This is a genomic window from Silvimonas sp. (assembly GCF_031291215.1).
In the GTDB taxonomy this organism is placed as follows: domain Bacteria; phylum Pseudomonadota; class Gammaproteobacteria; order Burkholderiales; family Chitinibacteraceae; genus Silvimonas; species Silvimonas soli.
Genome location: NZ_JARLJK010000054.1, coordinates 310,983 through 335,338, shown reverse-complemented (window position 1 = coordinate 335,338; position 24,356 = coordinate 310,983). Strand labels below are relative to the sequence as shown.

Genomic DNA, 24,356 nt, shown 5'->3' with positions numbered 1-24,356 from the left:
ATAACGAAAACAATTAAAAAATTAATTAGACCGATCAATTATTGAAGAGATCAATTCTTGAACATGTCGATTACTTTTTGTTTATCGGAAATCTCATCCGCCGTTGGCGCACTGGCCGCAGGCTGGTCTGGATCAGCCGCGTCGCCCGCGCCCAGATCGATCCCGGGCACAAAACCATTGCCCGGCGTCATGTTGTCAAAATAAAGCTCGCCATCAATGGTCAGCAGATTATCCGGCTGTGTCATTTGATATTGCGGCACGCCTTGCAGCGCTTTACCCATGAACGAGACCCACAATGGCAAGGCCAGTTGCGCGCCAAATTCACGGCTACCCAGGCTCTTGGGCTGGTCGTACCCCAGCCACGTGACGGCTACCAGCGTGTGTTGATAACCAGCAAACCAGCCATCTACCGCATCGTTGGTGGTACCGGTTTTGCCAGCAAGGTCACTCCGCCCCAGTACATTGGAGCCCGCGCCGGTGCCGCGTTGCGCCACGGTTTGCAGCAGGCTATCCATGACATACGCGTTACGGGCATCAATCACCCGCGGTGCGTCTTTACTGGCCACCACTGGCTTGGCTTTGGACAGCACATTGCCACGGGCGTCACGCACTTCGGAAATCAGCCACGGATTAACCCGGAAGCCGCCATTGGCAAACACCGCATAACCATTGGCCAGTTGCAGCGGCGTGACCGCACCGGCACCCAAGGCCATCGGCAGATAAGCCGGGTTTTTGGCCGCATCAAAACCAAAGCGCGTGATGTATTGCTGGGCGTAAACCGGACCAATGAAATTGAGCGTACGCACTGCCACCAGATTCTTGGATTTCTGCAAACCGCGACGCAACGTAATCGGGCCTTCCGGTTGGTCATCATCCTTGGGCGACCAGGCTTCCTGATCCGGCGTGGCCGGTGGCAAGGTGAACGAGGCGTCGTTGACCAGCGTGGCCGGGCCGACGCCCTTCTCCAGCGCCGCCGAATAAATGAACGGCTTGAAGGTGGAACCTGGTTGGCGCCACGCCTGCGTGACATGGTTGAACTTGCTGCCATCGGCCTCAAAGCCGCCAACGAGTGCCTTGATCGCGCCGTTGTCCGGCGCCAGCGCAATCAATGCGCCTTCGACTTGCGGCATTTGCGAAATCTGCCAATTACCCTTGGCATCCTGGGTAATGCGGATAACCGAACCGGCGCGAATCGGATTCTTGGCGCTTGCCTTGAGCGAGTTGGCGGCAAACTTCAAGCCATCGCCAGTAATCGTTACGCGTTCGCCGTCGGAGGGCACCGCCACGACTTCCTTGGCATTGGCGCTGATCACAACCGCAGCCAGCAGTTCATCGTTGTCCGGATGCTGATTGAGTGTGTCGTCAATGGCGTCTTGCTGGGCATCGGCATCGAGCGGCAGCTCCATTGTGCCTTCCGGGCCGCGATAGCCGTGGCGACGGTCGTAATCCATCACCCCGCTACGCACCGCTTTGTAGGCAGCGGTCTGATCGACCGAGTTCACCGTGGTGGTGACGCTAAAGCCCTTGGTATAAGCATCTTCCTTGTACTGGCCGTACAGGGTCTGGCGCACCATTTCGGCGATGTATTCGCCATGTACCGCAAACTGGCCGCCACTTTCCACCACGTGAATTGGCGCTTTGACCGCCTCGTCATACTGGTCTTTGGTGATGTACTGCAGTTCGTACATGCGCTTGAGGATGTATTCCTGGCGAATCTTGGCGCGCTTGGGGTTCACCACCGGGTTATAAGCGGACGGTGCCTTGGGCAGACCGGCCAGCATGGCGGCTTCAGGCAGCGAGATGTCCTTGAGGTCTTTGCCAAAATACACGCGCGCGGCACTGGCAAAGCCGTATGCACGTTGACCCAGGAAAATCTGGTTCATGTACAACTCAAGAATCTGGTCTTTGCTCAGCGCAGCTTCGATCTTGTACGCCAGCAGCATTTCGTAAATCTTGCGCGAGTAAGTTTTATCGCGGGAGAGGAAGAAATTACGGGCCACCTGCATGGTGATGGTACTGGCGCCCTGCGCCGCGCCACCGTGCATGACGTCGGCCACACCGGCACGGGCAATACCCATGAAGTCCACGCCACCATGTTGGTAAAAGCGGTAGTCCTCAATGGCCAGCACGGCCTTTTTCATGACATCGGGAATGTCCTGAAACTTGACCAGGCTACGGCGTTCTTCACCGAACTCACCAATCAGTACGTGATCTTCGGTGTAAACCCGCAACGGCACTTTAGGCTGGAAGTTGGTCAGCGCATCCAGATCGGGCAATTTAGGGCCCATCAATAGCACGACGTAGGCGACCCCAAGCACGGCCAGTACAGCCAGTGCGGCCAGCAGGCCCAGCAAAAACAGCAAAATACTGCCGCGCGCCGCACGCAGCGGGTTTTTCTTGTTCTGAACGGAAACCATGGGTTGATCCGGTAGGCCTTTTACAAGCGAAGGCCCAGATGATACCGGGGACGGGTCTCAGTTGTAATGCCAGGGTGATGTCTGACACTTGGCGAGTGCTGCACTCGGCAGCAAAACCCTGATTTTTAATCGACCGGGCATGTGCGCCAAGCGCGGCCACAGTCGCGCCGCACTTGGGAAGCGTTGGTCAGAAGTATTTGGGCGGTATTTGACGTATTGGGTTTGTGCTTAATGCCAAAGCGGCCCGTCCGCCAGCAAAGGCAGTAAATCGGCATCAAGCGGATCAGAGAACGGACGCTCTACATCCGGCAAGCGTGAGCGCGGATTGTCGATCCAGTCTTTTTCAGCATACAACCCCGCCATGCCACCAAGTACGGAGGCGGCAACCAGCAAATTCACGGAACGCGAAGGAACGAACATGATGCTCTCCTCTTCGGATCAGCTCACCCGGAGCAAACCTTCATGATCCGCGTGCTGCGTTCGCCACAGGATCAGTCTTGCTCTGGTGCTGCTGTCAGCATGGACCGGACAATTTATGCTGTCATCATGAGCGGATTGGCGGCAGGCGCGCGGCATAATCGCCCGCCAGCAAACAAAAACAGGCTCCCATCGGGGAGCCTGTTTATTGAAGTGGAGCTACATAACCGGAAAACCCGGCGCACCGTAACTTAAGCGGCTTGTGCCAGCGCGGCTGCGGCATCACGCAGTGCGGTGCGCACGCCCTCTTCTACTACCGGGTGGTAAAACGGCATATCCAGCATCTGCGCAATCGTCATGTCTTGCTGTACGGCCCAGCTCAGCAAGTGGGCGATGTTTTCGGCACGCGGGCCGATCCACTCTGCGCCGAGGAACTTGCCGCTGACTTTATCGGCATAAACGTGCATCAGGCCCCGGTTCTTGAGCATGACACGGCTGCGGCCCTGATCTTCAAAGCTGACCTCACCGGTCACAAACGTACCGGGCTGCAGATCCGCAAAGCGTTTGCCAACAATGGCGATTTGCGGGTCCGAGAACACCACCGCAATCATGGCCCGGCGCAAACCGGCTTGCACCACCGGGTAAGTCGCCGCGTTGGTACCCGCAGTTTTGCCTTGGTCCGCCGCTTCATGCAGCAGCGGCAGGAAGTTGTTGGCATCTCCGGCGATAAAGATGGGCGACTGGCCACATTGCAACGTGTCGGCGTCAAACTTGGGGATGCCGCGTTCATCCAGTTCCAGACCGATGCTTTCCAGGCCCATATTACGTACATTTGGCGTGCGACCGGTTGCGGCCAGTACGTACTCAAAGCGCTCGGTTACCACCTCTCCCTGCAAGTTACGGAAGGTGATGACGGCCTCGTCGCCATCGCGCGCCATGCTGATGATTTCGGCATCCGGATCAAAATAGAACTCCTGTTTGAACGCAGCCTTGGCGTAATCGCGAATCTGCGGGTCGCTCAGCGGGCCGACCCCGCCGCGCAAACCAAACAGGCGAACCTTCACGCCAAGACGCGACAGTGCCTGGCCCAGTTCCAGACCGATTACGCCGGGGCCGAATACCGCCACGCTTTGCGGCAATGTGTCCCAGTTGAAAACGTCATCGTTCACTACCAGCCGGTCACCAAACACTTTGAACGGTTCCGGAATCGCCGGGCTGGAACCCGTCGCGATAACCACGCGGGAGGCTTTGACCAAAACTTGCTCGCCGCCATCAAAGCCGACTTGTAGTGTGGTGTTATCCACAAAGCGGGCGAAACCGGCGAGTTTGTCTTCCGCCGGGATGCCATCGACGCTGTTGACCACAAAGCCGACAAAGCGATCACGTTCGCGTTTTACGCGGTCCATCACTTCACGCCCATCAATGCGGATTTCGCCATCCACGTGCACGCCAAATGGTGCGGTGTGGCGCAATTCGTGTGCGGCCTCGGCAGCGGCGATCAGCAGTTTAGAGGGCATGCAGCCCACGCGGGCACAGGTTGTGCCATAAGGGCCACCTTCGATCATGATCACTTGCTTGCCATTGGCTTTGGCTGCGCGGTAAGCCGCCAGGCCAGCAGTGCCTGCGCCAATAACTGCAACATCGGTGGTGATGGTTTTGAGTGTGGTCATGAATAGCCCCTTTTTATGATTAGTCTGGATCAATCAACGGACCTGAATACACCGCTTTTGCTGCTTGAACGCTGCGATGCATTCAGGTCCGCAAACTGCGAACCGGGCGGACTTTCATCCGCCCTTTTTAGAACTAACGAAATCACTAACAAAACCCAGCGAAGCGGTGCAGGCAAGGCGCGCGAAACGCAGACAGTACAATTAGTACGGCAAGTGAGGGCGACGCAGCCTGCAGGGTTTTGTTTGCGATTTCTTATTTGCCAACGAACTTGGCTACTTCTTCCGCACCGCCAATCAGCTTGCCGTTCACAAATACTTGCGGGGCAGTCATCTTACCGGACAGTGCGCCCAGTACCTTGCCGCGCACTTTGTTGTCCAGCGGCACTTCAATGAAGTCGTAACCGGCTTCAGTCAATTGACGCTTGGCAGTGGCGCAGAACGAGCAACCGACCTTGCTGAACACCACAACCTGGTCTGGCTTCTTGGCGCTTGGGGCGACAAAGTCGAGCATGGTGTCGGCATCGGACACTTCAAACGGATCGCCTTCTTTCTCTGGCTCGATAAACATCTTTTGCACCACGCCGTCTTTCACCAGCATGGAGTAGCGCCAGCTGCGCTTGCCAAAGCCAAGGTCGGATTTGTCGACCAGTTGGCCCATGCCTTCGGTGAATTCACCGTTGCCGTCTGGCACCATAACGATGTTGCCGGCTTCCTGATCAGCGGCCCATTCGTTCATCACGAAGGTGTCGTTCACCGAAACACACAGCACGCTATCGACGCCGTGTTTCTTCAGAACCGGAGTCAGTTCGTTGTAGCGCGGCAGGTGGCTGGACGAACACGTTGGGGTAAATGCGCCTGGCAGCGAGAACACGACAACCGTTTTGCCCGCAAACAGATCGTCAGTGGTGACGTTCTTCCAGGCATTGTTTTCACGGACGCGGAAAGTGACGTTGGGGACGCGTTGGCCTTCACGGTTTTGCATGGTTCAAACTCCTTTGGGGGGTTATTGGCTGGGTGTTGCTTGATGCGATGAACGAAGTATGCCGACGTCCAAACGATTGATCCAATTTATTGTTACAAACAAATCAATAGATTATTTATATCAATCGAAATTGCGTCGTCAACAGAGCGAAACTATTTAGAACCCATAGAAAGACAGTGGCAGACTGTCAAAAGTGCCTGCACAAACAACACGGAAAGGTGTGAATACTCGCTTGAATACACGGCAACTTGCAGCCCATTCATGTGCCCACCGCCGTCACGGCGGTAAACACTGCGCGAGGTTTAACGACTGGCCACCATGCGTGCGGGGTAGCGGGTTTCTAGCGACTTGAGCCAGATCGCCAATTCGTTCAGCACTTCGCTGCGGGCGGGTTCAGCTTCATTGAATAGTTCGTGATAGAGCCCGGGAAACTCATGCAGCGTGACCAGGCTGGGCGGTGCGGCGGCGGCGAAGTCCCGGCTGCCAGAGGGGTCGACTAGTTCATCTTCGCCAGCCACTAGCAACAAAGTCGGTATTTGCAAACAGGCCGCTTTAGCCAGCACCTCTCTGCCACCACGCATCAAGAAGTACGCCAGGCGTGGAGTCATGCGGCCATGGCGCAACGGGTCAGCCAGAAAAGTCGGGGTGACTTGCGGATCGTGCGAAAGCTTGTGATTGGGCAAACGCTGCCACAGTGGAACGTCCGGCACCGTCAGCGCCAGCACATGGGCCAGCAGTTGTACCGAGGGGGAAATCCAGGTGCGTAAGGCGGGCGAACTTAGCACCAGCGCTCGTGGCTGCACCCAGCCGGTGGTGACCGCCGCTGCCGCCACCAGTCCGCCCATGCTGTGCCCCAGCAAGATGGGCGAATAGCCTAGTTCGGACTGGTAATCGTGAAACTGGGTGCGTAGATCATCCAGCAACATATTGTTGTCGGTAATCGAGCCACGCGGGCCCGGGCTGTGGCCGTGGCCGTAGTGGTCGTAGCCGCGCACCGAGTAGCCGCGCTGGTTAAACCAGTCGGCCATATGCTGGTAGCGCCCCATATGCTCGCCCAGACCATGCACGATCAGTACCGCACGCTGGGCGCGCGGCAACGGGAAGTCTTGCAAATGCAGACTCACCGGCGTTGGGCGGGGCGGGACCGGCGCGCGCATGGCGTTAGCCTTTCACCGACAACACAATTGCCGGGCTAAGCAGAAAAAACACGATGGCCAGTTTGTACAGCACAATGCCGCCGAAATTGATCTGGTTGTATTGCGCCTGAGTCAAGCCAAAAAGCCGGGCGCACCACGGGCCCAGCGTCGCCCTTGTTAGCAGCGCCAGGACAAACCAGGTCAGCAACAGCAGATAGTTGACCAATGCTGTCCACAGCAGCAGATCACGCCAGGCCATGGCTGCCATACACACCTCGTAGCAGGTTGATTCAACTTATAAAACTAGCACAGGCGACAAGGCGTCGCGCAAAACAAAACCCCGGCACCAAGGCCGGGGTTTTGTTTTCACGTTGAAGCAGAAGCTGCTTCAAGCCGTGTCATGGAGCTATCAGTGCGCGCTCTCACCAACGGTGCCGTCATCCAGCGCCTTGATCTGTGCATCTTCTTCTTCATGCACCGAGGCATTGTGGTCAGCGGCCAGCATCATGTACATCGCTGGCACCACGTACAAGGTGAACAGCGTACCGATCGAGATACCGGTGGCAATCACCAGACCCATGTTGTAGCGGCCCAATGCACCAGCGCCAGAAGATGTAATCAGCGGCATCACACCCAGCACCATGGCGGCGGTGGTCATCAGAATCGGCCGCAGACGAATACCGGCGGCGTCTTCAATGGCTTTACGCTTGCTGTGACCCAGTTTTTGCTGCTGGTTGGCGAACTCAACAATCAAAATACCGTGCTTGGAAATCAGGCCGATCAGCGTCACTAGACCCACTTCCGAGTAGATATTCAGACTGGCGCCACCCAGACCCAGCGAAACAAAGATCATCGCACCGCAAATCGACATCGGCACCGACACCATCACGATCAGCGGATCGCGGAAGCTTTCAAACTGCGCCGCGAGCGCCAGGAAAATGATGATCAGCGCGAACACGAAGGTCACGATCAGCGCACTGCTTTCCTGCACAAACTGACGAGACTGGCCACCGTAATCAATGGTGTAACCCTGCGGCAGCGTGTCTTTGGCAATGCCTTGCAGCGTGCTGATCACCTGACCCACCGTAACGCCCGGGAAAGGCACGCCAGAGATAGTCGCCGAGTTCATTTGCTGGAAGTGATTCAATTGTTGCGGAATCACCGTGGTCTTGACCTTGGCCACCGTCGACAGTGGGATGGTATCGCCCGTGCCCGTGGTGATGTGGTAGTCCAGCAATTGGTTCGGATTCAGACGATCTTCACGGCCGACCTGCGGAATCACCTTGTACGAACGACCCGCCAGGCTGAAGTAGTTCACATAGCCACCGCCCAATGCGGCACCCAGCGAATCGCCCAGATCTTTCATCGAGAGACCCAGTTGCGAGGCCTTGTCACGATCAAAGGTGATTTGGGTTTGTGGCTTGTCGTACTTCAGGTCGACGTCCATGTAGATGAACACGCCGCTGGCTCGCGCCTTGGCCATCATGTCCTGAGCGACTTCGTTCAGTTGCTGGTAGTCGTTCGTGGTGTTGATCACGAACTGCACCGGCAGACCACCACCGCCGCCCGGCAACGGCGGCGGCTGGAAGGCCGCAGCTTGCGTACCGGCGATTTCACCCAGCTTTTGCTGAACCTGCGGCTGAATCTTGTCGGCAGTGGTTTTGCGCTCATCCCAAGGCTTGAGCACCATACCGCCAATGCTCGAGTTCAGGCCCGACACACCGGTCAACTGGAACACATGATCGGTTTCCGGGAAGGTCTTGAAGATGTTGAAGACCTGACGGGCATCGATCTCGCTTTGCTTGAGCGAAGCGTTCGGCGCACCGGTACTCATGGTAATGACAATACCCTGATCTTCTTGCGGTGCCAGTTCGCTCTTGGAGGTGATGAACAGGAAGTAAATGCTCACCAGAATGATCAGCGCAAACACGCCCACCACCGGCAGGTAATTCAGCGAACCACTTAACGAGCGCTCATAGCGGCCACGCAATTTATCAAACTGCTTGTCCAGCCACTTCGCCAGTTTTTCCGGATGTTCCGGGTCCGGCGAACGCAGGAACTTGGCGGTCATCATCGGCGACAAGGTCAGCGCGATAATCGCGGATACGCCCACGGCACCGGCCAGGGTAAAGGCGAACTCGGTAAACAGCGAACCGGTCAGGCCACCCATAAAGCCGATTGGTACATACACCGCAATCAGCACCACCGAGATGGCAATAATCGGGCCAGCCAGTTCGCGCGCACCACGAATGGCCGCCTGGAACGGTGTCAAGCCTTCCTCGATATGGCGGTGGACGTTTTCCACCACAATAATCGCGTCATCCACCACCAGACCAATCGCCAGCACCAGCGCCAGCAAGGTCAGCAAGTTGATGGTATAGCCCAGCGCCAGCATGATCATGAACGCGCCGATCAGCGACAGCGGCATCGCGATCACCGGGATGATCACCGAGCGGAACGACCCCAGGAACAAGAAGATCACCACGGTCACGATCAACAGCGCTTCACCCAGCGTCCAGATCACTTCGTGAATGGCGCTGTTCACATACTTGGTCGCGTCATAAACGATGGTGCCCTGCAGCCCTTCCGGCAATTGCGCCTGGACTTCCGGCATGGTCTTGCGCACGTTGTCGATCACGGTCAGCAAGTTGGCGTTAGGCGCCACCTTGATACCGACATACACCGCTTGCACGCCGTCAAAGCCCACTTGCGTGTTGTAGTCTTCCGAACCCAGCGAGACATTCGCGACGTCTGACAACCGCACAATCGCACCGGCTTTTTGCTTGACGATCAGGTTGTTGAATTCATCAGCCGAATGCAGCCCGGTATCCGCCGTCAAGTTGACCGTCACCATGTTGCCGTCAGTACGACCGACCGCCGAGATGAAGTTATTCGCTTGCAAGGCGGCCGACACATCCGCAGCCGTCACGCCATAGGCGGCCAGCTTTTTCGGATCCATCCACACGCGCATGGCAAAACGGCGCTCACCCAGGATTTCCGCCTGTTGCACCCCATCCACGGCTTGCAGTTTTGGCTGCACCACACGGATCAGGTAGTCGGTAATCTTGTTGGGCGGCAAAGCCTTGCTGTAAAAGCCGATATACATCGAGTCAATGGTGTCACCCACCGAGATCGAGATCACCGGCTGTTGCGAGCCTTGCGGCAACTGGTTCAGCACCGCATTCACCTTGGAGGTGATTTCGGTAAGCGCCTTGTTGCCGTCGTAGTTCAGCCGCAGGTTGGCCGTAATGGCCGAGCTACCCTGCGTGCTGGTCGAGGTCATGTAATCAATGCCCTCGGCCTGGGCGATGGAGTTTTCCAGCGGTGTCGTAATAAAGCCCGCCACCAGTTCCGGGTCAGCCCCGGTGTAGGTGGTGGAAACATTAATAACCGCGTTTTCCGTCTTGGGATACTGCCGAATCGGCAGCAAATCCAGCGAACGCAAACCCAGCACCAGAATCAGCAGGGAGAGCGTGGTCGCCAGCACGGGCCGGCGTATGAAAATATCGGTAAAGCGCATCTGGCTAACCTCTGTGTATCCGCTTGCCGCCGGGGCAAGCAGAGTGCCTTTCTAGCCCTGGAACGACGCGCATTGTGGGCTCGCCATTCCAGGTCGTACTTATCGTCTGACTAGTCTGATCGACCGTTTACCGCAGGCAACGCATCAGTCTTCGTTGCCAACCAGCGGGTTCGGGTTATCCGACGGCTGTTGCTTGTTGTTGATGATCACGGTGCTGCCGTTCTTCAACTTGTGCTGGCCGCTGGTAACCACGTAGTCACCTTCTTTCAGACCGGACGTGATCGCTACCTGGTCGCCGCGGGTCTGGCCAGCGTTAACAAAGGTTTGCTTCACGGTCAGCTCAGGATTGCCCTTGGCATCTTTGCCTGTTTCCGAAATCAGATACACCACTTCGCCGTACGGATTGAAGCTGACTGCGGTTTGCGGCAGCGTCAGATACTTGATCGGCTCTTGGGTGGATACCTGCACGGTGGCAAACATGCCTGCCAGCAAATCACCCTTGGGGTTGCTGACCGAGGCTTCGACCTGAATGTTGCGGGTGGACGGGTCCACCTTGGCATCAATGGCAGTGATCTTGCCGGTGTAAGCCGCCTTCGGATTGGCATCGCTCTTGACTGCAATGGCCTGGCCAATCTTCAGTTGGGTCAGCGCTTGTTGCGGCACCAGGAAGTCAACCAGGATCGGATCAACCGTTTGCAACGTTGCCAGCTTGTCGCCCGGATTGATGTACTGACCCGGATTAACCGTGCTGATACCGACCTTGCCAGCGAATGGCGCGCGGATCACTTTCTTGGCGATCACGGCTTGTTGCTGAGCGACCAGCGCATTCTTGCTGTTCAGGTCGGCCTGATCGGAATCCACCACGGCTTGCGCCACGGCTTGAACATCCAGCTGGGCTTTGTCGCGCTTGAGGGTGGTTGCCGACAGATCAGCCGCAGCCTGCAGCGACTTGAGCTGCGCCACTTCAGTATCGTCATTGAGCTTGACCAGCGGCTGGCCAGCTTTCACAAAGGCGCCCGATTGCAGCAGTACGTCGCGCACCTGGCCAGCGACTTCGCTGGACAGATCCACGCCACGCACAGCACGCAAAGTACCCACTGCCGACAGCGTAGGCTGCCACGGCTGGGTGCTGATATGGGTAGCGGTTACGGTGACTGGCGGCGCTTTGTTACCGCTCAGGTACTTCTTGATCATGATGCCCTTGAAGACCTGGAAGCCGAAAATGCCCCCAAAAATCACCCCAACAGCAATCAGCATGATAATCATGCGCTTGGCCATACAAACTCTCCCCGAAGGCTTGGGTACTGCGATTACGGATTCTTCAAATGCCGGACCCGGACAGTTGTGCTGATCGGGTCCATTGGCAGTCAGAACGGATTTGTGGCTCGCTCAGTCAAACAAAATCCGCGTTTTGTGTTCTGGTGTTGCGGTACTGCAGTTGTGTTTTCAGCCGCCCGCAGCCGCTGGCGCGCTGGCCGCCGCAGTAGCTTCTTTCGTGACTCCGCCACCAATCGACTGGAACAGTGCAGCAGTGTCATTCAAACGCGAGGCATTGGCTTGCCACAGGTTCAGCTGGGTTTGTTGATATTGCAGTTGCGAGATCAACAACGAAGCAAACGAGGTGGCACCCAGTTTGAAGCGCGCCTGGGTGAAATCGAGCGAACGCTTGGCGGCATTGGCCGCATCAACCCGTGCCTGCAACGCCAATGCGTCCTGATCCAGCGCCTGCAAGCTGTCCGACACGTTCTTGAACGCGGTCAGCACCACTTGCTGGTATTGCGCCAGCGCGACATCCATCCCGGCTTCTGCTGCACGTTTCTGTGCCCGCAGTGAACCGCCATGGAACAACGGCTGTACCAGCCCTGCCCCGATGCTCCACAAGCCATCGTTACCAAAGCTCACGTTGTTCCAGTTTTGCGAGCTGATACCCAGCGAGCCGGTCAGTGTGATCTTCGGGTACAGATTGGCCGTAGCGACACCCACTTGGGCGGTAGCTGCATGGACCAAAGCTTCCGAAGCCTGGATGTCCGGACGCGAGCGCACCAGTTCTGACGGCAAACTCACCGGCAGATCAGTTGGCAGCTTCAGGTCTTCCAGTTTCAGCGGCGGCGTACCGTTATCCGGTGTGCGGCCAAGCAGCACTGCCAGTTGCGTGCGCGCTTGCGCGAGTGCCTTGTTCAGATCTGGCAGCGAAGCCTTGATCGTCGCTACCTGCGTTTCTTGCGTAGAAACATCGGCCTGCGAAACGGCACCCAGCTTGAATTGCTTTTGCAGAATGTCCAGCTGGTTCTGCTGCAACTTGATCAGTTCGGTGGTTACATCCACTTGCTTGCGCAACGAAGCTTCGGTGACCGCAGCGGTCACAATGTTGGCAGCGAGCGTCAAACGCGCAGCTTCCACTTGATATTGCTGATAACCCACTTGCGCGGAATACGCTTCGAGCTGGCGACGATTCCCGCCAAACAAGTCCAGCGTGTAAGACACATCTACCGAAGCGTTGTATAGGTTAAAAATCAGCGACTGATCGCCAGCCTGCGATGAACCGGCACTGATTTTGTTACGCGTAGCCCCCAGCGAGCCGTCAACTTGTGGGAAGACGGTTGTACCATACTGGGCATTATAGTTTTCCTGAGCCTGACGCAGCGTGCCTTGGGCAGCGGCCAGCGTCGGGCTATGCGCCAGACCCTCAGCCACCAGGCTATTGAGCGTGTCAGAACCAAACAACGTCCACCAGTCTGGCTGCAACTGGCCGTTTACAAAACGCTGCGAAGCGCCTTCAACGGTATCTGCGCTGACGGTCTGGCCAGGAATGGGCTGTTCTGTATAAGCTTTATTGGCCGGGGCATCCGGCGATTTGAAGTCAGGACCAACCGCACAACCGGCGATCAGTGCGACAAGGGGAACGATGAGAAATCGGCGAGGCACAACACGCATCTTTACTATCCCGAAATAGCGATCAGCTCAACCGCAGCCCTTCGATAAAGGCACTACGGTGAGGGAACAAAACCGGCAAAGCGGCTTTCGCCCGACCGACATTGTGACGACGAGCAACGAAACCTGCCCGTAACAGGACAGCATCATAAAGAAGCGCTAGCGACGCGTCTAGACTGTACCGTCCAGCAAATATATTTTTTTTAACTATTTTTTTATGAATCCCTCTTGCAAAGTCGCGAAATATCTGTGCAAGCAAGGTATCAGCGGGGGCCAGCCTGGCAGACCAGCGGTGGACCAACGGCCCGCCAATAGTGGATTAAACGCAACTGCTCAGGAAATCCCTTAGTGGTTTTGCGGGCAATTTCCGTAATGATTGGCGCAATATTTCAAACAATCGTTTGAATCGTTTCGTCTGCAATCAGCAAATTCCGGATAATTCCGGGGTTATAGCAAAAAAAATCGAGGACTTTGCAATGGCCGCCTACCCTCATCTGCTCAATCCGCTTGATCTGGGATTCGTCAAACTGCGCAACCGCGTGCTGATGGGCTCCATGCACACCGGACTGGAAGAACAACACGACAGTTTGTCTGCGCTGGCCGCTTTCTATGCCGAGCGCGCCGCCGGTGGTGTCGGCCTGATTGTGACCGGCGGTATCGCCCCCAATGCGGCGGGTCAGATTTACCCTGAAGCCGCCATGCTAAACGATGCCAGCGCCGTTGCGCGGCATCGCGAGGTCACCAAGGCTGTTCATGCGCAAGGCGGGCACATTTGCCTGCAGATTCTGCATGCCGGGCGCTACGGTTATCACACCGAAGCCGTCGCCCCCAGCGCCATTGCATCGCCAATCTCGCCGTATACCCCGCACGCCCTGACCGACGCCGAAATTCGCGCCACGATTGCTGACTTTGCCCACACCAGTGTGCTGGCCAAAGAAGCGGGCTACGACGGCGTGGAAATCATGGGTTCAGAAGGCTACCTGCTGAACCAGTTCTTGAGCCTGCACGCCAATCAGCGCGGCGATGACTGGGGCGGTTCGTTTGCCAACCGCATGCGTTTCCCGCTGGAAATCGTCAAAGCCGCACGTGCTGCGGTGGGTAGCGACTTCATCATTATCTTCCGGCTGTCGATGCTGGATCTGGTCAAAGACGGCGGCACACTGGCTGAAGCCATTGAACTCGCCCAAGCGATGGAAGCCGCTGGTGTCACCATGATTAACACCGGCATTGGCTGGCACGAAGCGCGCATCCCGACCATCGCCGCCACTGTGCCACGCTCCGCCTTCAGTTGGGTGACCGCGCAGATCAAACCACATGTGAACGTCCCGCTGATTGCCGTGAACCGCATCAACACGCCGGAAATCGGTGAATCAATCCTGGCAAGCAGTGCTGCGGACATGGTGTCGCTGGCACGTCCGCTGCTGGCCGACGCGGACTTTGTAAACAAAGCCGCCGCCAACAAAGCTGACGAAATCAATACCTGTATCGCCTGCAATCAGGCGTGTCTGGACCAGATTTTCCAGGGCAAACGCGCGAGCTGTCTGGTCAATCCGCGCGCCTGCCGCGAAACCGAATGGATCATCAAACCAACGCCCAAACGCCGTCGCGTCGCGGTTATCGGCGCCGGCCCGGCCGGGTTGTCCTGTGCCACCACCGCCGCCCAGCGTGGTCATGACGTCACCTTGTTTGAAGCCAGCGACGCCATTGGCGGGCAGTTCCGCATTGCCAGTCGCATTCCAGGCAAAGAAGAATTCAACGAAACCCTGCGCTACTACCAGAAGCTGATTGATCTGCATGGCGTGAAGGTCAAACTCAACCATCGCGCCAGCAGTGATGAACTGGCAGCGTTTGATGAAGTGGTGATCGCCACCGGCGTCAAACCCCGCGAGCCCGCCATCGTGGGCATCGACCACCCTAAAGCCGTGCGTTACCCAGACGTACTGCGCGGCAAGGTCACGGTAGGCCAGCGTGTAGCGATCATCGGCGCGGGCGGCATTGGCGTGGATACCGCCGTGTTTTTGTCTGAACAAAATGAGGCTACGCACGAAACCGCCATCGCCCAGTATCTGGCCGAATGGGGCATCGACCCGACGATCAGCGCGCCTGGCGGGCTGATTGCGCCGCATCCGCATGCCGCGCAACGGGAAATCTGGCTGCTGCAACGCCGCCCCGGCAAACCTGGCGCGGGGCCTGGCAAAACCACCGGCTGGATCCACCGACTCACGCTGCAGCATCGCAAGGTGAATCTGATTGGCAGCGCTGAATACGTGCGCATTGATGACGAAGGTTTGCATATCCGCATCAAGGATGAAGAGCAATGTCTGGCGGTCGATCATGTGGTGATCTGCGCCGGTCAGGAGCCGGTGCGTGACTTGTTTGATGAACTCACTGCCCGTGGCGTGAAAGCGCATTTGATCGGCGGCGCGCATGAAGCAGCGGAGATCGACGCCCGCCGGGCGATTGCCGATGGCATGAAGGTGGCGATGGGGATGTGAGTGCCGGAATTGCCGGGTCGCAAGGATGTGGCTTGGTGGCCATGGCAAATCCCGGCGGCTCGCTGATACGTTGCAACCCCGGATTCTCGCTAATGCTTCATCCGGGCTACGGTGCTGGCATTCCACAGCGCAAATCACGCCGACCGAGAGCCGGAGACCAAGCTTCGTAGGGTGCGCACTAGTGCGCACCAAAAGCCCCAATCTAAACAGCGCAGATCCCTTGTGCAGGTTAGTTGAACGCGTTCGCATGCCCCTGGCATGCAAACCCTACAACTGCAATTCGCCGCGCCGTTGCAAAAACGCTGCCACCACCTTACCCAATATTGACGCCCCCTCAATCCAGCGCGCAAAGTGCGCTCTCCACCCACCGCCACAGGAGCACAGCCATGCGTACATTTGACCTTGCCCTCCTCCTGTCGGCCACTGCCTGATCGGGCTTTTCTTTGCGGTTTCTGGTTTTTGCTTTGGTGTATTCGCCAGTACCAGCCATTTTTAGTCTTTGATCTCTGCCTTGTTCTGAGCCCAAGCGCATCCCGCATGACTTGCGTTCACCACAGCAGGCAATCAGGCGCCTCTGCTGCCCGCATCCGCGTGGCCGACATTCTGCTTTAGCACTCTCAAAGCACATTCAGTGCTGCTCTGCCATTGCGCAAGCAGCGACGCCCACGCACGCCGTGGGCCACCGAATCAGGAATGACGGACACCATGATCGATATCGTTTTCGATTACACCCAGCTGCAAACCATCGGCTTGACTCAGACAGTCATTAACCAGCTTTACGCCATGACTGAAACGCCGCCCGCTGGCAGCGCGCTGCTGCGGGTCACTGAAATCCAGCGCGACTGGCTCACCGTGCATGACGGCAACACCGAATATCCGGCACGCACACTGCCCAAACTACTCACCGCACTGCATGAGCAAGGCACGGCGCTAGCCGTGGGAGATTGGGTCATCGTTCAGATTAATGAACTGGGCGAGCGCTGGATCAGCATTCAGCTACCACCCGCCAGCCACCTTGCCCGCCGAGCCAATGACGGACGACGGCAACCGCTGGCCAGCAATATCGATACGGCCTTGCTGGTCATGGGTCTGGATATGGATTTCAACCCGCGTCGACTGGAACGTTATCTGGCATTTACCCGGGCTGCGGGCATTACAGCCGTGGCAGTGCTGACCAAAGCGGATATCGGCATTGAGGTTGAACAGCGCCTGACCGAGTTGCAGCAGCGCTTGCCAGCAGATGTACCCATTCTGGCCGTCAATGGACTAGCCGATGCCACCCGCGATACGCTGGCGCCGTGGCTGGGCGCAGGGCAAACGCTGGTGGTACTGGGCTCCAGCGGCGTGGGCAAATCCACGCTCACCAATACCCTGATGACCAGCGACACCCAAGCGACCGGCGGCGTGCGTCACGGTGATGGCCGAGGTCGCCACACCACCACTGCCCGCTCGTTGCATCAGTTACCCGGCGGCGCATGCCTGATCGACACGCCGGGTTTGCGCACGTGGCGAGCCGACACCGACGAGGCCGGAATCAACGCCGGTTTTGACGATATCGACACGCTCTCGGCGCATTGTCATTACCGCGATTGCCAGCATCAGGACGAACCTGGTTGCGCGGTACGTGACGCCATTCCAGCCGATCGTTTGCATAACTATCACAAGCTGCTGCGCGAAGCGCGGCGGGGTCAGCAAACTGCGCTGGAACGCAAAGCCGAAACCGCCAAATGGAAGGCCATTGGTAAAGCTGGCAACGCCCGCAGTCGGGAGAAACGCGGCGGCTAATTGATTGCTCATTAATCAAGTTATCGTCTGCCGTGCCTGGTTTTTGCATAAAAAGCCAGTTACAGCGGACGAGGCTTGATTAATAATCAACAAATGAAAACCAGCACGGAAGAACTCCTCGCCTTTGTCACCGTGATCGATACCGGCTCGATCACGGCGGCAGCCGAGCAACTCAATCAAACCACTTCTGGTGTCAGCCGCGCGCTCAGCCGGCTGGAGCAGAAGTTGGAGACCACGCTACTGAACCGCACCACACGGCGGCTGGAGCTGACCGAGGAAGGCCGGGCTTTTCTGGAGCACGCCCGCAAGATCGTCGCCGCCATCGACGACGCCGAAGAACAAATGGCGATCTGGCGTGAGCGCCCGGCCGGACGCTTGCGCCTCAATGCCGCGTCGCCGTTCATGCTGCACGCCATCGTGCCGCTGGTCAGCGAGTTCAGAGCAACGTACCCGGATATCCAGCTGGAACTGAACAGCAGCGACCAGATTATCGACCTGCTGGAACAACGTACCGATATCGCCATTCGCCATGGCAATCTGCAAGATTCGTCCCTGCATGCCCGCTATCTTGGGCACACGCAGCTGCGCATTCTGGCCGCACCGGCTTATCTGGAAAAACACGGCATCCCATCGTCGGCGGCCGAACTGGCGGCCCACACGCTGATCGGCTTTACCCAGCCCGAAGGACTTAACAACTGGCCATTACGGCATGCGGATGGCGATGGCTGGCAAATCTCGCCGCAACTGGTGTCATCCAGCGGTGAAACCATTCTGCGGCTGGCTGAACAAGAGAACGGCATTGCTTGTTTGTCGGATTTCATGACCCGCAGCGCGCGCGATGAGGGACGGCTGGTTGAGGTGCTAAGCGATGCCACCATCATTACATTCCAGCCCATACACGCGGTGTACTACCGCAACACCCAACTTTCGGCGCGGATCAGTTGTTTTCTTAACTTCATCAGCGAGCGCCTGCCGCAGTTGTTGTAATCCATCCCTTGCAAGACATACCTCACACAGCGAAAACAAAGACGTGCATTACACTGGTTTGCTCGTCGAAAAATCATAATTACTAGCTGGTTTTTGAGGAAAGAAACGCTATGAAACTGCAATCCTTGCTGATCGCCGCCACCCTGGCTTTTGCCCTGACCGCCTGCGGCAAGATCACCGCCGAAAATTTCGCCAAAATCGACAGCGGCATGGCGCGCCCCGATGTCGTCAAGATTCTGGGGGAGCCGGATAAAACCGACAGTAGCTCGCTGCTGGGCATCAGTGGCGAAAACGCGGTATGGGAAGCTGGCAGCACGACCATCACGCTGCGTCTGGTGAACGGTGTCGTGGTCACCAAAGACCTGCAAAAACGCTGAGCTGCGTCCAGCGGTATTCCTGTTTTTCCGGCACGGCTGCGTCTACGCTAAAAGTCCGGAACGCCACCGCTTTGCTGCGGCCGCGTTCGCCTTAGCTGAGGCCTATCATGACCAATCCAATGCGTTGCCAGCAGGTGTTCCGCTATTGCCTTGCCTTGATCCTGTTTTTCTCTCTGGCCGGGTTGGCGCGAGCCGCTGACCCCAGCGTCCAGGATAAGCAAAATGCCGCGCGCAAAGCGGCGCAAGAAACACTCTCGGCACTTTATAAGGCCCAGCCCGGCGCCAAAGCTGCCGTTGACCGTGCCGCTGGTTACGCCGCCTTTAACAACATGGGCGTAAAGATTTTGCTGGCGGGCAGCGGCAATGGCAGTGGCGTGGCCGTTAACAATAAAAGCGGCAAGGAAACCTTCATGAAAATGCTGGAGGTGCAAGCCGGGCTTGGCTTGGGAATCAAACAATATCGGGTCATTTTTGTGTTTGAGACTGAAAAGGCATTGAACTCATTCATCAATAATGGCTGGGACTTCAGCGGCCAAGCCGCCGTCGCAGCCAAAGCAGGTGGCAAAGGCGATGCCTATCAGGGCGCCCTCTCCGTTGCGCCGGGCGTGTGGGTCTACCAGCTCACCGAGAATGGCCTGGCGGCTGAGTTGGCGGTCAAGGGCACCAAGTATTACAAAGACACCAGCATGTAAGTCGGCAAATCCAGGCAACCTGCCGGAGGTCGGCGATGCCCCATCCTGTCAGCAATCCAGATCCGCTCAATCAGCCTGCGCAGTTGGATGACTACAACCTGTTTCTGAGCGATTTGCCCTTGCAACAGTCGGTCGCAAACGAGGCAGGCACCGGCATGCTTACACCCTTGAACCACTTGGGCGCCGAGCTAGGTACTGCGGGCTGCTTTGCCTTGGGCCGCAAAGCCAACCTTCATCCACCGCAATTGCGTCGTTACGATGCGGGCGGGCGCCGCATCGACCACGTCGAATTTGACCCGTCGTGGCACGCGTTGATGCAACTGGCAACGGCCAGCCGTTTGCACAATGGCGCATGGGGCGACGCGGACGACAGTGGCATTGCCCGCGCCGCCCGCTTCATCCTGCACGCTCAGGTCGAAGCTGGTACGTTATGCCCGGTAACCATGACCTATGGGGCCGTTCCGGTATTGCAACGCACGCTCCTGGCCGCAGGCGCTCCGCTCGCCAGCTGGCAAGCCGCACTGCTTTCTGGCCAGTACGACCCGTCTGACCTACCTGCTTCACGCAAAGCCGGTTTGTTGATTGGGATGGGCATGACCGAGAAACAAGGTGGCTCCGATGTGCGCGCCAATACCACGCTCGCGGTCGCCGATGGCCAAGCGGGCCCGGATCAAGCTTATCGGTTGCATGGGCATAAATGGTTTTTCTCGGTGCCGCAAAGTGATGCCCATCTGGTGCTGGCCCAAGCCAGTGGCGGCTTGTCTTGTTTCTTGCTGCCACGGATTTTGCCTGATGGCAGCCGCAACGCCATCCGCCTGGAACGCCTGAAAGATAAACTGGGCAATCGCTCCAATGCCAGTTCCGAAGTGGAATTTGACGGCGCTCTGGCGTGGCTGGTGGGTGAAGAAGGCAAAGGTGGTCGCACCATCCTGGAAATGGGCGGCCATACCCGCTTTGATTGCGCGCTGGGCAGCGCCGGGCTGATGCGCCGTGCCTTGAGCATCGCCATTTACCATGCCCGCCGCCGCTACGCTTTTGGCAAACCGCTGGTCGCCCACCCGATCATGACCAACGTGCTGGCTGATATGGCACTGGAACTGGAAGGCATTACCGCGCTATTGCTGCGGCTGGCACGCTGGCGAGAGCCAGCCGCTCCCGAACGGGAACAAGCGTTGGCCCGTGTTCTGACACCCGCCGCAAAATACCTTGTCTGCAAGCGTGGTGCCGCGTTTGTGGCGGAAGCCATGGAGGTACTGGGCGGTAACGGTTACATCGAAGAAAGCGACTTGCCGCGCTTGTATCGGGAAATGCCAGTGAATGCCATCTGGGAAGGCTCGGGCAACATCATGGCGCTGGATTTGCTGCGGGCGCTGGAGAAAGAACCCGCCGTGCCAGCCGCGCTGCAAGCGTTCTTTGCCCCGCTCGCCAGTTCACATTCGCTGCTTCGCCCGGCTTGGGCAGAGCTACGGACATTGATTGCCCACCCGCAAGAAGCCCAGATGCGTGAAGTGGCGGAGCGTCTGGTCTATCTCACCGCCGCCGCCGTACTGCTGGAAAGCGGCGATTCAACTGTCGCCGACGCCTGGTGTAGGGGGAGATTACAAACGCGGTTCAGCCAGTTTGGCGCCAATATCTGGCATGCAGACACATTGCTCAGGCGCGCCTTGCCTGACTTTTAGATCAACCTCTGCCACTGCCGCTTATCGCCCATACACAGCACAACGACAAGCCGTGCCAAAAACAGCCGTGCACAAATCATGTCAGTTCAATAAACTCCGCATTTGATTTCTTTTGAAAATAATTGCTTCGCCCTGACCGGTTACCTTGCCGGCCTGTTGGCCGGTGTCCCCGATGCGTGCCCTGACTGCTTTGTATTACAGGCAAAAGCCTGATTTCGCCTCGATCGTCTTTTTGGTGGTCGCTTTCCTCACCGGCACCGCCGGCGCCCTGCAAGTCCCGACCTTGAGTTTGTTCTTGAGCGGCGAAGTAGGCGTACGCCCGATTCTGGTTGGTACCTTTTATACCGTCAGCGCAGTGATCGGCATTATGGTCAGCCAGTGGCTGGCGCATCGCTCAGACAAAAGCGGCAACCGCCGCATGCTGATTGTGTGGTGCTGTTTTCTGGGCGCTCTGGGCTGCGTCCTGTTTGCGTTTGATCGCCATTATCTGCTGCTGATTACCGTGGGCGTGCTGTTGGGTAGCTTTGGCGGCACCGGCAACCCACAAGTGTTTGCGCTGGCCCGTGAACATGCCGATCACACCGCACGCGAAGCGGTGATGTTCAATTCCATCCTGCGTGCGCAAGTTTCGCTGGCCTGGGTGATCGGCCCGCCGCTCGCCTTTGCCCTGGCCATTGGTTACGGTTTTACCGCCATGTACCTGGGCGCGGCGCTGGCTTTTCTGGGCTGTGCGTTGCTGGTGTGGAAAGCCTTACCGGATATCCCTTCGCAAAAACATCACATCCCGGCTCATCATGTGCGGGTTAGCTGGTGGCGCGATCCAGCGGTGCGCTTGCTGTTTATTGCCTGCACTTTGATGTGGACCTGCAACAGCATGTATTTGATCACCATGCCGCTGTATATAACCCACACGCTGGGTTTGCCGGAAAAAACCGTGGGCTTGCTGATGGGTACTGCGGCCGGGCTAGAGATCCCGTCCATGCTGATCGCCGGGTATTACACCCGCCGTTTTGGCAAGCGCAGCATGATGCGTTTCGCGACGGCGGCCGGGGTGTTTTTCTACATTGGCATGACGCTGGTCGCCAACGAATACGCCATGATCGGCATGCAACTGCTTAACGCCATTTTCATCGGCATCATTGCCGGGATCGGCATGCTGTACTTTCAGGATTTGATGCCCGGCCAGATCGGCATGGCCACCACGCTGTTTGCAACCTGCACTCGTACTGGTTCAGTGATTGCCGGGGCGATTGCGGGTGGCGTGGCCGAAGTCTGGGGATATCACGCGGTGTTTTATGTGGCCGTGGCCAGCGTAGCTACCGCGCTGGCATGTTGCTACCGGCTAAAAGACGTTTGAGCCGGTCGCGACAGTTGTTCATTCGCAGCCCGGATTCGCAACGCAATCCGGGCTGCGTGGTGATCAGTGCAATCTCAGTGCGCCGCCTGTAGACCTGACATCACCCGTGCGCTCATGCCGAGGCCAATTTCTCGCTCGCCCATGATGGTGTAATCCGCACCGCGCTCAGTCAGATATTCGACCTCGGCGTCTGAATGTGCACGCGCCACAATGCGGATAGCCGGGTTCAACGCGCGGGCCAGCGTAATGACATGCGCCGCTTCAAAGGCATTGGGCAGCGTGAGCAGCAACCAGTTGGCATGCTCGACATGCACCGCCCTGAGCGCGTCTTCATCCACCGCATTGGCGCAATGCGCGTGGATTTGCTTCTCCCGCAACTTCCAGATCAGTTCTGCATTGGCTTCAATCACCGCAAATGGTTGCCGTGCTTCGCGCAGACTTTCGCCAGCGGTTGAACCCACCCGGCCATAGCCGACAATTACGGTGTGGTTACGCTCTTCGCCTGTTTTGGCGGCATCGTCCAGCGTCAGCGTGGACCAGCCAAAGCGCTTGGCCAGCCAGCGATAAATCACTGGCGACAAACTGAAGCACAACGGATTAACCAGAATCGACAAGATCGCCCCGGCCAGGATCAGATCTTTGCCGGTAGGCGGCAAGATCCCCATGCTGATCCCCAGCGAGGCCAGGATAAACGAGAACTCGCCAATCTGCGCCAGACTGGCGGAGATCACCAGCGCGGTTTTCAGCGGCCGCTTGAACAGCAGCACAATGATGAACGACGCCGCCGATTTGCCGACCAGGATAATCGCCAGCGTTGCCAGCACCATCAGCGGTTCGCGCACGATAATCGACGGGTCGAACAACATGCCCACCGACACAAAAAACAGCACGGCAAAGGCATCGCGCAGCGGCAGGGATTCTTCTGCCGCCCGGTGCGAGAGCTCGGATTCGCTCATCATCATGCCGGCAAAAAACGCGCCCAACGCAAACGACACACCAAACACCACCGTCGCTCCGAAAGCGCAGCCCAGCGCAATCGCCAGCACCGCCAGCCGGAACAATTCCTTGGAACCGGTACTGGCAATGCGTGCCAGTAACCACGGAATAACCCGCCGCCCGACAATCATCATCACGCCCACAAAGGCGATGACCTTGCCAATGGTGATGGCCAGTGTCAGCCAGATATTTCCCGCCGCTGCGCCGTGAGCAACACCGCCCGTATGGGTCGCGCCCAATACGCCACCCAGCGCAGGGATCAACACCAGCACCAGCACCATGGCGATGTCTTCGACAATCAGCCAGCCAATGGCGATGCGGCCTTCGTCGCTATCCAGAATGTGCCGATCCTGCAGCGCCCGCAGCAGCACGGCAGTACTGGCGACCGACAACGCCAGCCCGAAGATCAGCCCGGCACCAAAGCTCCAGCCCACCAGCCAGGACATACCCATCCCGAGCAAGGTCGCCACACCGATCTGCGCAACCGCGCCCGGAATGGCAATGGCTTTGACCGACAGCAAATCCTTGACCGAGAAATGCAGCCCCACCCCAAACATCAGCAGAATCACGCCGATTTCGGCCAGCTCTGGTGCCAGGCTCTGGTCGGCCACAAAGCCCGGTGTAAACGGCCCGGCAACGACGCCAGCCACCAGATAACCCACCAGCGGCGGCACGCGCATGCGGTTGGCCAATGCACCAAAAATGAATGCCAATACCAAGCCGCCAACAATCGTGGCAATCAGTGGGGTGTCATGCGGCATGTGTGAGTATCTCCGGTTGCGGTGACGGTGATATCTATAGCGATACCGTTTTTAGTTTTGGGGATTAAGCCAGTGCGATATGCCTGAACACTATAACTGGCTAGCCATAGATCGGAACTTGATGATGCCGAAAGCACGGCGCACAGAACCGGCC

At 57.8% G+C, this 24,356-nt stretch carries 18 protein-coding genes; 8 read left to right on the top strand and 10 right to left on the bottom strand.

All coding sequences use genetic code 11. The annotated features are described in order from the left end of the window. Positions 1-50: 50 nt before the first annotated feature. Positions 51-2,417 (bottom strand): penicillin-binding protein 1A, encoded by a 2,367-nt coding sequence (locus tag P4L78_RS03055; protein ID WP_309326907.1) that lies wholly within the window; start codon positions 2,415-2,417, stop codon positions 51-53. A gap of 228 nt (positions 2,418-2,645) precedes the next feature. Then, the gene (locus P4L78_RS03050) at positions 2,646-2,837 is read right to left on the bottom strand and encodes a hypothetical protein (protein ID WP_283148702.1); all 192 of its coding nucleotides are present in this window, start codon (positions 2,835-2,837) and stop codon (positions 2,646-2,648) included. A 42-nt stretch (positions 2,838-2,879) separates the two neighbouring features. Between P4L78_RS03050 and P4L78_RS03045 the strand changes: the two genes are divergently transcribed. After that, the gene (locus P4L78_RS03045) at positions 2,880-3,089 is read left to right on the top strand and encodes a hypothetical protein (RefSeq protein ID WP_283148701.1); all 210 of its coding nucleotides are present in this window, start codon (positions 2,880-2,882) and stop codon (positions 3,087-3,089) included. On the opposite strand, the gene P4L78_RS03040 is transcribed toward P4L78_RS03045, so the two are convergent. From P4L78_RS03040 to P4L78_RS03010, 7 genes are all read right to left on the bottom strand, one after another. Further along, positions 3,086-4,504: a dihydrolipoyl dehydrogenase gene (locus P4L78_RS03040; protein ID WP_309326906.1), complete on the bottom strand. Its 1,419-nt coding sequence runs from the start codon at positions 4,502-4,504 to the stop codon at positions 3,086-3,088. The genes P4L78_RS03045 and P4L78_RS03040 overlap by 4 nt on opposite strands. A gap of 253 nt (positions 4,505-4,757) precedes the next feature. Continuing rightward, the gene (locus P4L78_RS03035; RefSeq protein WP_283148699.1) at positions 4,758-5,486 is read right to left on the bottom strand and encodes a glutathione peroxidase; all 729 of its coding nucleotides are present in this window, start codon (positions 5,484-5,486) and stop codon (positions 4,758-4,760) included. 302 nt (positions 5,487-5,788) lie between these two features. After that, positions 5,789-6,643 (bottom strand): alpha/beta hydrolase, encoded by an 855-nt coding sequence (locus P4L78_RS03030; RefSeq protein ID WP_309326905.1) that lies wholly within the window; start codon positions 6,641-6,643, stop codon positions 5,789-5,791. A 4-nt stretch (positions 6,644-6,647) separates the two neighbouring features. Then, a complete protein-coding gene (locus tag P4L78_RS03025) occupies positions 6,648-6,890 on the bottom strand; it encodes a DUF6868 family protein (protein ID WP_309326904.1) in 243 nt (80 codons plus the stop codon). Between the two features lie 141 nt (positions 6,891-7,031). After that, entirely contained in the window at positions 7,032-10,142 is a 3,111-nt protein-coding gene (locus P4L78_RS03020) for an efflux RND transporter permease subunit (protein WP_283148696.1), read from the bottom strand. Between the two features lie 144 nt (positions 10,143-10,286). After that, complete coding sequence (locus P4L78_RS03015; RefSeq protein ID WP_309326903.1) at positions 10,287-11,420, bottom strand: efflux RND transporter periplasmic adaptor subunit; 1,134 nt, start codon at positions 11,418-11,420, stop codon at positions 10,287-10,289. Positions 11,421-11,588: 168 nt separating this feature from the next. Further along, a complete protein-coding gene (locus P4L78_RS03010; protein ID WP_283148694.1) occupies positions 11,589-13,076 on the bottom strand; it encodes an efflux transporter outer membrane subunit in 1,488 nt (495 codons plus the stop codon). Positions 13,077-13,549: 473 nt separating this feature from the next. Between P4L78_RS03010 and P4L78_RS03005 the strand changes: the two genes are divergently transcribed. The 7 genes from P4L78_RS03005 to P4L78_RS02975 all read left to right on the top strand — a co-directional run bounded on the left by P4L78_RS03005 (position 13,550) and on the right by P4L78_RS02975 (position 22,445). Further along, on the top strand, positions 13,550-15,568 hold the full coding sequence (locus P4L78_RS03005; protein WP_309326902.1) for an NADPH-dependent 2,4-dienoyl-CoA reductase: 2,019 nt from the start codon (positions 13,550-13,552) through the stop codon (positions 15,566-15,568). 705 nt (positions 15,569-16,273) lie between these two features. After that, positions 16,274-17,353: a ribosome small subunit-dependent GTPase A gene (gene rsgA / locus P4L78_RS03000; protein WP_309326901.1), complete on the top strand. Its 1,080-nt coding sequence runs from the start codon at positions 16,274-16,276 to the stop codon at positions 17,351-17,353. 93 nt (positions 17,354-17,446) lie between these two features. After that, positions 17,447-18,340, top strand: coding sequence for a LysR family transcriptional regulator (locus tag P4L78_RS02995; protein WP_309326900.1), 894 nt, complete (start codon positions 17,447-17,449; stop codon positions 18,338-18,340). Between the two features lie 110 nt (positions 18,341-18,450). Beyond that, positions 18,451-18,717, top strand: a complete 267-nt coding sequence (locus P4L78_RS02990) for a DUF3862 domain-containing protein (protein WP_283148690.1) — start codon at positions 18,451-18,453, stop codon at positions 18,715-18,717. Positions 18,718-18,824: 107 nt separating this feature from the next. Beyond that, positions 18,825-19,409: a YSC84-related protein gene (locus P4L78_RS02985; RefSeq protein ID WP_283148689.1), complete on the top strand. Its 585-nt coding sequence runs from the start codon at positions 18,825-18,827 to the stop codon at positions 19,407-19,409. 35 nt (positions 19,410-19,444) lie between these two features. Continuing rightward, positions 19,445-21,088 carry an isovaleryl-CoA dehydrogenase gene (locus tag P4L78_RS02980; RefSeq protein ID WP_309326899.1) on the top strand — a complete coding sequence of 548 codons (1,644 nt, stop codon included), beginning with the start codon at positions 19,445-19,447 and terminating at the stop codon, positions 21,086-21,088. A gap of 172 nt (positions 21,089-21,260) precedes the next feature. Further along, positions 21,261-22,445 (top strand): MFS transporter, encoded by a 1,185-nt coding sequence (locus P4L78_RS02975; protein ID WP_309326898.1) that lies wholly within the window; start codon positions 21,261-21,263, stop codon positions 22,443-22,445. A gap of 74 nt (positions 22,446-22,519) precedes the next feature. On the opposite strand, the gene ybaL is transcribed toward P4L78_RS02975, so the two are convergent. Then, the gene (gene ybaL, locus P4L78_RS02970; RefSeq protein ID WP_309326897.1) at positions 22,520-24,202 is read right to left on the bottom strand and encodes a YbaL family putative K(+) efflux transporter; all 1,683 of its coding nucleotides are present in this window, start codon (positions 24,200-24,202) and stop codon (positions 22,520-22,522) included. Positions 24,203-24,356: the final 154 nt, after the last annotated feature.